Annotated in this window: 16 protein-coding genes; 8 read left to right on the forward strand and 8 right to left on the reverse strand. The window is 71.6% G+C overall.

Annotation, left to right across the window (positions count from 1 at the left end):
* Positions 1 to 93: 93 nt before the first annotated feature.
* Positions 94 to 1,218 (reverse strand): M20/M25/M40 family metallo-hydrolase, encoded by a 1,125-nt coding sequence (locus AC07EG_RS30175; RefSeq protein WP_478256699.1) that lies wholly within the window; start codon positions 1,216 to 1,218, stop codon positions 94 to 96.
* 101 nt (positions 1,219 to 1,319) lie between these two features.
* Here AC07EG_RS30175 and AC07EG_RS30180 point away from each other — a divergent pair, with 101 nt between their 5' ends.
* Both AC07EG_RS30180 and AC07EG_RS30185 read left to right on the forward strand, forming a co-directional pair.
* Positions 1,320 to 1,889: a helix-turn-helix domain-containing protein gene (locus AC07EG_RS30180; RefSeq protein WP_478256607.1), complete on the forward strand. Its 570-nt coding sequence runs from the start codon at positions 1,320 to 1,322 to the stop codon at positions 1,887 to 1,889.
* Positions 1,890 to 1,960: 71 nt separating this feature from the next.
* Positions 1,961 to 2,329: a hypothetical protein gene (locus tag AC07EG_RS30185; protein WP_478256608.1), complete on the forward strand. Its 369-nt coding sequence runs from the start codon at positions 1,961 to 1,963 to the stop codon at positions 2,327 to 2,329.
* 28 nt (positions 2,330 to 2,357) lie between these two features.
* Here AC07EG_RS30185 and AC07EG_RS30190 read toward each other — a convergent pair whose 3' ends face one another.
* The gene (locus AC07EG_RS30190; RefSeq protein WP_478256609.1) at positions 2,358 to 2,600 is read right to left on the reverse strand and encodes an acyl carrier protein; all 243 of its coding nucleotides are present in this window, start codon (positions 2,598 to 2,600) and stop codon (positions 2,358 to 2,360) included.
* Between the two features lie 18 nt (positions 2,601 to 2,618).
* Complete coding sequence (locus AC07EG_RS30195) at positions 2,619 to 3,488, reverse strand: manganese catalase (protein WP_478256610.1); 870 nt, start codon at positions 3,486 to 3,488, stop codon at positions 2,619 to 2,621.
* Positions 3,489 to 3,563: 75 nt separating this feature from the next.
* Between AC07EG_RS30195 and AC07EG_RS30200 the strand changes: the two genes are divergently transcribed.
* On the forward strand, positions 3,564 to 3,938 hold the full coding sequence (locus tag AC07EG_RS30200) for a hypothetical protein (protein WP_478256611.1): 375 nt from the start codon (positions 3,564 to 3,566) through the stop codon (positions 3,936 to 3,938).
* 55 nt (positions 3,939 to 3,993) lie between these two features.
* Positions 3,994 to 4,620, forward strand: a complete 627-nt coding sequence (locus AC07EG_RS30205; RefSeq protein WP_478256612.1) for a TIGR03085 family metal-binding protein — start codon at positions 3,994 to 3,996, stop codon at positions 4,618 to 4,620.
* Here AC07EG_RS30205 and AC07EG_RS30210 read toward each other — a convergent pair.
* Positions 4,617 to 5,033, reverse strand: a complete 417-nt coding sequence (locus AC07EG_RS30210; protein ID WP_478256613.1) for a MarR family winged helix-turn-helix transcriptional regulator — start codon at positions 5,031 to 5,033, stop codon at positions 4,617 to 4,619. The two genes, AC07EG_RS30205 and AC07EG_RS30210, sit on opposite strands and share 4 nt — an antisense overlap.
* Positions 5,034 to 5,087: 54 nt before the next feature.
* Between AC07EG_RS30210 and AC07EG_RS30215 the strand changes: the two genes are divergently transcribed.
* The 3 genes from AC07EG_RS30215 to AC07EG_RS30225 all read left to right on the forward strand — a co-directional run bounded on the left by AC07EG_RS30215 (position 5,088) and on the right by AC07EG_RS30225 (position 6,616).
* The gene (locus AC07EG_RS30215) at positions 5,088 to 5,681 is read left to right on the forward strand and encodes a TIGR03086 family metal-binding protein (protein WP_478256614.1); all 594 of its coding nucleotides are present in this window, start codon (positions 5,088 to 5,090) and stop codon (positions 5,679 to 5,681) included.
* A gap of 150 nt (positions 5,682 to 5,831) precedes the next feature.
* The gene (locus tag AC07EG_RS30220) at positions 5,832 to 6,065 is read left to right on the forward strand and encodes a hypothetical protein (protein WP_478256615.1); all 234 of its coding nucleotides are present in this window, start codon (positions 5,832 to 5,834) and stop codon (positions 6,063 to 6,065) included.
* Positions 6,066 to 6,127: 62 nt separating this feature from the next.
* A complete protein-coding gene (locus AC07EG_RS30225) occupies positions 6,128 to 6,616 on the forward strand; it encodes a nuclear transport factor 2 family protein (protein WP_478256700.1) in 489 nt (162 codons plus the stop codon).
* A 13-nt stretch (positions 6,617 to 6,629) separates the two neighbouring features.
* Here AC07EG_RS30225 and AC07EG_RS30230 read toward each other — a convergent pair whose 3' ends face one another.
* Entirely contained in the window at positions 6,630 to 7,247 is a 618-nt protein-coding gene (locus AC07EG_RS30230; RefSeq protein WP_478256616.1) for a pyridoxamine 5'-phosphate oxidase family protein, read from the reverse strand.
* 105 nt (positions 7,248 to 7,352) lie between these two features.
* On the opposite strand from AC07EG_RS30230, the gene AC07EG_RS30235 reads away from it, so the two are divergent.
* Entirely contained in the window at positions 7,353 to 8,000 is a 648-nt protein-coding gene (locus AC07EG_RS30235; protein ID WP_478256617.1) for a TetR/AcrR family transcriptional regulator, read from the forward strand.
* Here AC07EG_RS30235 and AC07EG_RS30240 read toward each other — a convergent pair.
* From AC07EG_RS30240 to AC07EG_RS30250, 3 genes are all read right to left on the reverse strand, one after another.
* Entirely contained in the window at positions 7,944 to 9,065 is a 1,122-nt protein-coding gene (locus AC07EG_RS30240; RefSeq protein ID WP_478256618.1) for a nucleotide disphospho-sugar-binding domain-containing protein, read from the reverse strand. The genes AC07EG_RS30235 and AC07EG_RS30240 overlap by 57 nt on opposite strands.
* 83 nt (positions 9,066 to 9,148) lie before the next feature.
* Complete coding sequence (locus AC07EG_RS30245; RefSeq protein ID WP_478256619.1) at positions 9,149 to 9,427, reverse strand: hypothetical protein; 279 nt, start codon at positions 9,425 to 9,427, stop codon at positions 9,149 to 9,151.
* A gap of 194 nt (positions 9,428 to 9,621) precedes the next feature.
* Complete coding sequence (locus AC07EG_RS30250) at positions 9,622 to 10,710, reverse strand: S1 family peptidase (RefSeq protein WP_478256620.1); 1,089 nt, start codon at positions 10,708 to 10,710, stop codon at positions 9,622 to 9,624.
* Positions 10,711 to 10,885 lie beyond the last annotated feature (175 nt).

Below are 10,885 nucleotides of genomic sequence, written 5' to 3' on the forward strand. Positions count from 1 at the left end.
CCGCTGAGCTACGGGGTGACCGTGGCGACCGCGGCGCTGGGCACCTGTCTCGCTGCCACCCGCCGGGCGATCAGCGTCCGGCCATCCAGGCGATCAGCGGCTGAGCACCTCCCCGGCGTACAACGCGTAAACGGCGGCGCACCGGTGCATCGCGGCCTCGTCGACGTACTCGGCGGGGCCGTGGGAGACCTCCAGGCGCCCGGCACCGTAGGCGAAGGCGGGAATGCCGAGCTGGGCGTACCAGCGGATGTCCAGGATCCCGGGGCAACTCTCGAACCGCGCTGGTGTGCCGTCGACCTCGCTGACGCAGCGGGCGAGCGAAGCCGCTGCCGGATGGGCCGGGTCGGTGCCCGCCGACGGCTGCAACTGGGTCACCTCCACCGACACGTCGGCGCCGATCTCCAGCGCGGCGTCGTCGATGAGGCCGGTGAGGCGCTTGAGCTCCGCGTCGAGGTCCTCTTCCGGGAGGTACCGGCTGTCCAGGGTGAAGAAGGCCGAACCGGGCACCACGTTGAAGTTCGAGCCACCGCCGGACAAACCGCCGAGCACGACCATGTTGCCCCGGGCGGCCACCTCCTCGGCGTACTCCTGGAGCGGGCGGGCCACGTGCAGCAGGTGCGTGAACGCGTTCACCCCGGTGTCCGCCTGGCCGACGTGCGCCTCCCGGCCGCGGACGTCGACGCGCAGCGAGATCGCGCCGCGGGCCGAGTGCCAGATCGCGCCACCGCTCGGCTCGGCGGTCACCATGGCCAGCGCCCGCGGGTCGATCAGCTCCGCGGCCCGCAGGTGCCCGGCGCCGGCGACACTGCCGGTTTCCTCGTCGCACACCAGGTGCAGCACGATCCGGCCGCGGTCGAGCAGCCCCAGTTCCTTCGCCGCCGCGGCGCCGTAGAGCATGCTGACCAGGCCGCCCTTCATGTCCGCGGTGCCCCGGCCGATCAGCTTCCCGTCCCGGCGTTCGAGGGTGAACTGCCCGCGGTCCTGCACCGGCACCACGTCGAAGTGGCCGTGGAAGTAGAGCAGCCCGGCGCCGTGCCCGGCGGTGCCGCGCACCACGGCCGGGTCCTGCAGGCCCCCGGCCGGGGCGAGTTCGATGATCTCGGGTTCCAGGCCGAGCCCGGCCATCGCGTCTCGCAGGAGCCAGGCGCAGCGACCCAGGTCGCGGCCCGGTGGGTTCTCCGATTCGACGGCGACCAGCTCGGCCAGCAAGCCGGCCATCTCCTCGGCCCGCGGCGCGAGCCAGGCCCGGATGTCTTCCAGCACGTGTTCCCCCTAGACTGTGGCACATATATGTGACGGTTCGTTCAATCTAGGGAACGATGGTGACCCAGTCAACGGCGGCACGGCACCTGGCGGAGACGGTCCGGCGGCACCGCCAGGCCCGCAACCAGTCGCTCGGTGAACTCAGCAAGCTCACCGGCCTGTCCAAGACGAGCCTGGCCCGGATCGAGGCGGGCGACGGCAATCCGTCGCTGGAAACGCTGTGGACCCTGGGCCACGCCCTCGGCCTGAGCGTCGGGCAGCTGATCGAGCCGGCCGGCGTCGCGCCCGCCAGGGTCCAGCGCGCCGGCGAGGGCAACATCGTGGAGTCCACCGGCGGTATGCGGGGCCGGCTGCTGCAGACCGATCACAGCCACCACCGCACCGAGGTCTTCGAACTGGTGCTGCCGCCCGGTGCGCGGTTCGAGAGCGAGCCGCACGAGCCCGGCACGCGGGAACTCGTGCACTGCACCGGCGGCACGGTGGCCTGCGGACCGGCCGAGCACCTGCTCGAACTGGAGCCGGGCGACACCGCGCACTTCGACGGCCACGTCCGCCACGGCTACGCCGCCGGCGCGGGCGGTGGACGGGCGTTGCTGGTGATGAGCTACCCGCCCGAGCCCCGCTGAGGTTTCACGCGGCCCGGCCGGCGGGTAATCCGGCACCACGACGATTGGGGGCAACGTTGAAAACCTGGGTCATGGTGCTGGCGGGAGTGTTCTTCGCCGCCATCGGCGGACTGCTGCTGTGGGCCGGATCAGCCATTCCCGGCTGGATCAGCCTGCTGTTCGGCCTGATCGGTTTTGTCATGGTCCCGGTGGCCAGGGCGCAGGACCGGGGCGAGCCGCTGGACACCCGCAAACGCCTGCGTCACGTGCTCGCCGGGCTGGGGCTCGGCGCGGTCATCGGCGTGCTGTTCCTGGTGTTCGGCCCCGCGGGCGGCACGGACACCGGGCGTCGCTGGACGCCGGACACCCCGGCCGAAGCGCGCCTCTTCGGTGGCGTGGTGCTGGCGCTCTGCCTCGCCGGGCTGGTCGTCGCCGTGCGCCGGATGACCCGGGCGCGGTGAGCCCGCGACCGGGTCGATCCGGTGGTGATCACGAGACCGCGGGCCCCGATTCCGAGGAACCCGAAAGGTCCTTCAGGAATTCGTGACACTGCTTGGCGCGCGCCGAGTCCTCTTCCATCACCTTGCGGAAGAAGTCGGCGATGTCCTGGCGGCCCGCGTTGTCGGCGTCGCGGACGTACTGCCCGTAGTCGTGCCCCGCCTTCAACGCGTGGTACTGCACGGAGACGAGGTCGTAGCTGACATCGTCGAAACCGGTCTCACCGGTGGCCATGGTTTCTCCTCGCTTTCGTCAGGACAGCTTCTTCTTGGCCTGCTTGGCCTTCCCCTTGGCGGTACCGACCGCGTCCTTGACCGCGGAGTAGGTGCCGTAGAGCGCGGGGTCCGGTGCCGGGGCGGTGCCCGGGCCGCCCTGCGGCTCGGGGTCCATCAGGTACTCGATGGAGTCCTTGCCCTTGCTCCAGCCGCCCTTGGCGCCGTCCGGGCCGTCCGACAGGTGCCAGATGGTGTTGTTGTGCACCTGGTCCTCCTCGTCGAACAACGCGTTCGGCGCGATCGGGGTCTCCTCGATCCCGTCCGCCCGCAACTCCTCGATCGCGGCCAGCCACTGCTTCTGGTGCACCGTGTCACGAGCCAGGTTGAACTTCAGCATCTCCTTCACACCCGGGTCGTCGGTCATGTTGTACAACCGCGCGGTCTGCAACCGCCCCTGCGCCTCGGCCGCCACATTCGCCTGGAAATCCGCCAGCAGGTTCCCACTGGCCACGATGTAGGAACCGATCCACGGCACCCCCTGCGAGTTGTGCGGCAACGCACCCCCGCCACCGATGATCGCCTGCTGCGGATCCATCCCCCCGATCACCGCGGCCATCACCGGATCCTTGACCGCTTCGGCGGTCACCGTCGCCGGCGCCCCCTCGAGCAGGCGGGCCACCATGGTCGCGAGCATCTCCACGTGCCCGATCTCCTCGGTGGCGGTGTCCATGATCAGGTCCTTGTACTTGCCCTCCATGCGGCAGTTCCACCCCTGGAACAGGTACTGCATGGTCACCGTCATCTCACCGTAAGCACCACCGATGAGCTCCTGCAGCTTGCGCGCGTACACCGGATCGGGCTTCTCCGGCTTGGCCTCGAACTGCAGCAATTTCGTATGCCGGAACACCTGTACAACCTCCTGGGATTCGGTGGTGATGTCCCCTCCGGCTTCCCAGCGATTCCGCGTTCATGCACGCGGCGGTTGACCAAAATCCGGACATCCCGCACGGTGCGGGCAGCCAGGGCGGTCACCAGCACGCGAAAGGGGCGGAATGGGCGAATTCTCCCGCGGGCCGGGCGGCCCGCCCGCCCCGATGTCCGCCCGGCCGGACATCGGCGGGAACTCCTCTGCGGCTGGCCGGGCGTCCGCTGCCCGGAGCCCGGGTTCACCCTGGCCGCCAACGCCGAGTGGACCTGGTGCACCACCACCGACTGCGGGCGGTTCTGGCTGGGCAGCCACCGCGACGGCGCCTGCACCGCACCGGCGGCGGTTCACCTTTCCGGTCGCCCGCTCCGCGCCGGGCACGCCTCGCGGGCCACCCACTCGCCGGTCAACCGGCACGACCAGGCCGGTTGACCGTCCACTGTGGATCCTTGTGGCGGGGCGGGCCGAGGTGGGTAGGGTCGGGGGCATGGGTGTGGCAGCCGAGGAACGACGGACCCTGGCCGAGCTGTTCGAGCAGCTGGGGCCGAACGCGCCCACGCTGTGCGAGGGCTGGCAGACCCGCGACTTGGCCGCGCACCTGGTCCTGCGCGAGCACCGCCCCGACGCGGCGGCGGGCATCATGGTGCCCCTCCTGGCCGCGCACACGAACTCGGTGCAGGCCCGGTACGCGGCCCTGCCGTGGGCTGATCTCGTGCGCAAGGTGCGCTCCGGGCCGGCCTGGTTCTGGCCCACCCGCCTCCCCCCGCTGGACGAGCTGGTCAACAGCGCCGAGTTCCTGGTCCACCACGAGGACGTGCGCCGCGCGCAGCCGGACTGGGAACCGCGGCCGGCCGAACCGGGGCGGGACGCGGCGGCCTGGCGGTCGGTCCGCGCCCTCGCCAAGCTGACGCTGCGCAGCTCACCCGTCGGAGTGGTGTTGCGCGCACCCGGCCACGGCGAGGTGGCGGCACGCAGCGGCCCGGACACCGTCACGGTGACCGGCACACCGGTGGAACTCCTGCTGTTCGCCTTCGGCCGCGACGCCGTCCGACTCGACTTCGACGGCGACGCCGCCTCCGTCGACCAGCTGAAGTCACTCAGCCGGGGTCTCTAAGCAGACAGCGTTCGCGCGGCACGCAGGAAGGCCGCCCGATCGGCTTCGGACAGCTGCACGAGCAGTTCCTCTTCGTGCGCCTGGATCTGCCGTTGCGCGGCACGCCTCCGCGCCCGGCCCTCGTCGGTGATCGCCAGCAACCGCACCCGGCGGTCGGCCGGGTCGGGGTCCCGGCTGATCAGCCCGTCTTCCTGGAGTTTGTCCAGGGTGCCGATGATGCGCGTCTTGTCGGCGCCGATCGCACGGGCCAGCGCGGCCTGCGTGCGCACCGGGCCGTCGTCCAGCGTGCTGAGCACGACGTAGCCCCACATGCTCAGCCCGTGCTCGTCGAGCACCGGGGTTTCCAGCGCCATCAGCTTGCGCACGAGGCCGCCGAGCATCGCCGCGAGGTCCGGCCGCTCCTGCTCCGCCATGCGCCAGACCCTACCGAGCTTGACTGATCGTACGCATATGTAGATGATAGGCGTATGCCTATCACTGAGCTGCGCTTCCTGGACGCCATCGCCACCCGCGCCAGCCTCGACCTGGTCACCCGCCTGACCCCCGCCGACCTGACCAAGCCGACCCCCTGCGAGGCGTGGACCCTGCACGGCCTGCTGGCGCACATGACCACGCAGCACCACGGCTTCGCCGCCGCCGCCCACGGCGACGGCGACCCGGCCCACTGGAAACTCCTCCCCCTTGGCGACGACCCGATCGCCACCTACCGCGAATCGGTGAACCGGGTGCTGAACGCCTTCGCCGCCAACGACCTCGCCGACCGCAAGTTCCCGCTGCCGGAGTTCACCACCGAGTTCACCTTCACCGCCGAGCAGGCGCTCAGCTTCCACTTCGTCGATTACGTGGTGCACTCCTGGGACGTCGCCCGGACCCTCGGCCTGCCACTCCGCTTCGACCGCGAAGTGCTCGACGAAGCCCTGCGCATCGCCGAGTCGGTCCCGGACAACCAGATGCGCCTGGAACCGGGCGCCGCCTTCGGCCCAGCCGTCGATCCGGCTGGACTGTCCGGATTGGACCGGATCGTGGCCCTGCTCGGCCGCTCCCCCACCTGGCCGGAATGAGGCCGGGGCGCCCGAAGAGGCGCCAAGCAGACCGAGGGCTCCGTCACGCCCGCCCCCGGCCGGCGGTTTTCAGCCTCACCTGAATCGGCCCGCGCCGCGCCCGGGCGCCCGCTACCTTTCCCGGCGGAGTCGATCACCGAAGGAGATGACATGGGGAAGAAGACGCGGGTCGCGCTGGCCGGGGCGGGCGTGGCCCTGACCGCGGCGGTGGCCATGGCCCAGCCCGCCTCGGCGGGGGTGTGGCCCACCCTGCGCAGCACGCACATGTACCAGTTCAACTGCGTCGACGCGGGCAACAGCGGCATCCTGGCGGGCAAGTGGCGGGACTTCGACTGCTACCGGAACCCGGACAAGGCGTGGTTCGCCTGGGAGCTGTACGCCTGAGCCAGGCACAGAATTAGAACATGTTCTTGCGTACGCCGCGGAGGGGGCGGAAGCTGGAGCGCATGGACCTCGCCGCACTCGAAGAGATCAAGCGACTCAAGTACCGCTACCTCCGCTGCGTCGACACCAAGAACTGGGACGAGCTGGCCGGCGCGCTCACCCCGGACGCGGTGGCCGACTACGGCACCCCCGCCTACGGCAAACCGCTCAGCTTCACCGGCCGCGAGGCCGTGCTCGGCTTCCTGCGCGACACCCTCGGCCCCGGCATCATCACCACGCACTTCGCCTGCCAGCCGGAAATCGACCTCGACGGCGACGCGGCGACGGGGGTCTGGGCGTTCCAGGACCTGGTGATCGCCACCGAGCACCGCGTGGTGATCAGCGGCGCCGCCTTCTACCAGGACACCTACCGCCGCGGCGGCGACGGCCGCTGGCGCATCGCGCGCACCGGTTACCAGCGCACCTTCGAAGCCACGCACTCGCTCGACGACCTGCCCAGCTTCCGCCTCACCGCGAACCGCTGGGCCCCGGCTCCCGCAGCCGCCGAGTAGAACCCGTTCCTGCTCAGTACTGGTTCCGCTTGGCTTCGCTCCGGAGGGCGGCGTCGATCAGGCGTGCCGGGATGCGGGTGCCGTGCTGGCCCCGGGTCAGCTGCCCGGCCGTCGGCACCTCGCTCCGGTCCGGCCAGGACGCCGGGTCCCACAGCTTCGACCGCAGGAACGCCTTGGTGCAGTGCGAGTACAGCTCCTGCACCCGCACCTCGACGGCCAGCACCGGCACCGAGCCCGCCACCGCCATCCGCAGCAGGTAGGGCGCCTCGGTGACCAGTTGCGCGGTGCCGTTGACGCGCAGCGTGTCCCCGATGCCCGGCACCACGAACAGCATGCCGACCTGCGGGCGCTGCAGGATGTTCCGCATGGTGTCCAGCCGCCGGTTGCCCTTGCGGTCGGCGAAGGCGAGCGTGTGCTCGTCGAGCACCAGCACGCTGCCGGGCGGGTCGCCACGCGGGGAGACGTCGCAGCTGCCGTCGGCGGCGGTGGAGGCCAGCAGGAAGAACGGGCTGGCCTCGATGAACCGCCGCGACTCCGGGTCGATGTGGTCGATGTGCTTCTCGGCGACCAGGCGGTTCGGCTCGCGGATCACCGCCCGCAGCTCAGCCTCGTCACGCAGGACTCTGGTCACCGGTCCCCCTTCGATCAACGCCTGTTGCGCGAACACGCTAACCCCGCCACCCCGGTCGGCGCAACGGTTGTTGATCGAACCCGGGTTCCGGCTTACCGTCCTGGCGTGCGCGAGAAGGAGCTGGGCCTGCGTGCCCGTCAGGCCGCCCGGACCAGGGAACGCATCCTCGCCGCGGCGAAGGAGCGGTTCGCCGTGACCGGCTACGAGGCCACCACCGTGCGCTCGATCGCGGCCGCGGCCGGCGTCGACCCGGCCGCGGTCATCCGCTACTTCAACTCCAAGGAGCAGCTGTTCTTCGAGGTGCTCGACCGGGACAGCGGGTGGCCGGTCCTCGGCGACACCCCGGACGACCGGCTCGGCGAACAGGTGGTCCGGGTGTGGCTGGACGACTGGGAAGGGCGCGACCGGGAGCCGCTGCTGGCGTTGCTGCGCGCGGCGTGCGGCGGCGGCGAAATCGCCGAACGGGTCCGCCGCGCCTTCGCCGATTCGGCACTGGCCTACCTCGAAACCCGCGTCCTGGCGGACGAACACCGCGAGGAACGGCTCGCCATGGTCGCCATCGACATCGTCGGCCTGGTGATCAACCGCTACGTGCTGCTGCTGGAACCACTGGCCTCGATGCCCGCCGAACGGGTGGTCGCCCTGCTCGGGCCGCGTCTGCAGGCCCACCTGCGCGGTCCGTTCCCCCGGGGCGGTTCAGGCCACGCGGCGCAGCCGGGAGGACGAGAAGGCGCCGGCGATCTCGGCCGGTGACGGCTGCGCCGCGATTTCCCGCGCCACCGCCTCGGCGGCGGGCCGGTACCGGTCACCGGCCAGGATTTCGGCGCAGCGGCGGGCGATCGCGGCGGGTTCGACCTGCTGCGGCGTCAGCAGTTCCCCGGCGCCGGCCCGCACCACCGCGCCGGCGTTGTCGAACTGGTCGTCGAACACCGGCAGCACCAGTTGCGGCAGGCCGGTTTCCAGCGCGGTCAGCGAAGTCCCCTGCCCGCCGTGGTGGATCGCCACGTCGCAGGCCGGGAACAGCTGGGACAGCGGCACCCGGCCGGCGTGCCGCACCTCGGGCGGCAGGGGCGGCCAGCCCGCGGCGATCCGGTCGTCGATGGCGACCACCACCTCGGCACCCAGCGTGGACAACGCGCGGATGATCTCGACCGCGCCCCCGGCCACCTGGCTGCTCCCGTTGCGCGGCACCACGGTGCCCAGGGTCAGGCAGATCCGCGGCCGGTCACGCGGTCGCAGCACCCAGTCCGGGACCCGGGCTTCACCGTTGTAGGACAACGTCCGGATGCCGCCGTGGGCCGCCGCGTAGGGCCGGCGCAGCGAGGGCGGCCACGGGTTGAGCCGCCAGCCGGGTTCGGGCGGGCCGGGCAGGCCGCGCCGGGCCAGTTCGGCGGCCGCCCCCGAGCGGTACTCGGGCAGTTCGGCCACGCCCCAGTGCAGTTCGACCTGCTGGATGCCGAGCTTCGCCGCGAGCAGCGGACCGGCGAACTCGGCGCGCTCGCTGAGCACCAGTTCCGGTCGCCACGCCTTCGCCAGCCGGACCAGGCCGGGCAGGTTGCGGGCGGCCATCCGGCCGAACACCCGGCCGTGCGCGGTGCGCTGCTCGACCACCCCGGCCGCCGGGTTGTCGTCGGCGGTGACGTCGTCGAACCCCGGCCCGGTGGAGACCACGGGCAGTCCCGAGCCGAGCACCGTCGGCACGAACTGCGCGGCGCAGGCGACCAGCACCTCGTGCCCGGCCGCGCGGGCCGCCCAGGCGAGCGGAACCAGTGGGAAGAAGTGCCCGGGCAACGCCACCGTGGTGACCAGGATCCGCACCGCGCCTTCTCCCTCCGCCGGGTGTGCTGCCACCACGGTGCCAGGGGCCCGCCCACGCCGTCGTCTCCCGCCATGCGCTGGGCTCAGTCGTGGTAGTCCACGCTCCAGCCGCTGGCGACCCGGCCGGCGCAGTAGGCGGTGTTCTGGTACCCGGCCTGCGTCCACGGGCCGAAGTAGGCGTTGCCGTCGCAGATCACCACCGGGCGGAAGGCGCGCTGACCGCAGTAGACCCACGCGGTGTCGCCGGCGTACCAGCCACTGCAGTCCGGCGGGATGCCGATGGGCGGCTCGGCGCCCGCCGAGGGGGACCCACCCAGCAGCAGCGCCGCCGTCGCGAGCACGAACAGGGCGAGACGCTTCATCACGGCCTCCAGGAATCCAGTGGGCGTTGCCGCGGCAGGATTCCAGCGCCGTGTTCCCGGCGGCAAGCGATTCACCCCTCGCTGAACACGCGGCTCTTGAACAGCTCACCGGCGCTCGGCACCAGCCACCCGGTCACGAGCGTGCCCCCGGGGGCGGGAGACCCCGGGGGCACGCCGGTGTTTCACCGGGGAGCTCAGGTCAGCGTGGCACCGTAGGCGTTGAGGGCCTCCACGACCGGCTGGAAGTAGGAGTTGCCGCCGCCCATGCCGGAGGTGATGCCGAGGCCGACGCTGCCGGAGAACAGGCAGCCACCCGAGTCACCGGGGTTGACCGAGGCGCTGGTCTGCACGGTCTGGTAGACCGGGCCCTCGGAGTAGTTGACCGTGACGTTGGTGGCCTCGACCACCCCGCAGGTCAGCCGGGTGGTGCTGCCGCTCTTGCAGATCTGCTGGCCGACGCGGGCGTTCGCGGCGGAGCTGATCCGCTGGGTGGAGCCGTTCCACAGGGTCACCGCGCCGGGACCGCTGCCGGTGGTGTTGCGGATCAGGCCGTAGTCGTTGGTCGGGAAGCTGGCGCCCACCGACGGGCCGACGTTCCACTGCGACACCGCGCGGGTGCAGTGACCGGCGTCGAGGATGTGCAGCTGGCCGCCGCGGTTGACGTTGAAGCCCGCCGAGCAGCGGGTGCCGCCGCCGGTGATGGCCTCGCCGTTGTAGATGGCCTTGCTCATCTGGCCGGTGGTGCGCTCGACGCGCACCGCGTCCCCGAGGGTGGCGGCCTTGGCGACCAGCTTCTCGGCGCCGACGGCCGCGTCGGACACGGTCAGCACGACCTGGTTGGCCTTCTCGTCGGTGCCGATCGTGGTGTGCGACACCGCGGGCAGGGCTTCCAGGGCGGCGCGGGCCGAGTCCAGCTGCGCCAGGGAGAAGCGGACGACGTTGGCGGTCGCGCCGGCGCGCTGCGCCTCGGCGGCACCGGCCGCGTCGAGCACGTTGACCACCGGCAGGCCGGCGGCGTCGAGGAAACCACCGGCGTGCCGCCCGGCCAGCTTCGACTCGACCGCGTCCAGGGTGCGGGCGCTGGCGTCCTGCACGCGCAGCACCTGCTGCGCCGCGGCGGCGCTGACACCCTGGCTGGCGGTGATCGAGGCGACCGCGGCGTCCTGCACCTCGGCCGAATAACCTTCGACGGCGGCCGAAGCCGGGGCGCCGCTGAACAGGGCGGTGGCGCCCGCCAGCACGGCGATGGCGGCGGGGGTGCGCCGCAGGGTCTTCTTGGACATGACCGGCAACTCACTTTCGGCAGGGAAGTGGGTTCGGGGGAGACACCGGTGACAACCGGCCTACGAAGAGTGACCCAGGACACCCCGTCTCGTTACCTACTTTCGTTTGTTCAGTACAAAATTAGGTATTGGTTGGACAATCACTGAGTAATGCGCGCTGGTAAGCCCGGACCAG

The organism is Amycolatopsis sp. NPDC045836 (genome assembly GCF_056431745.1).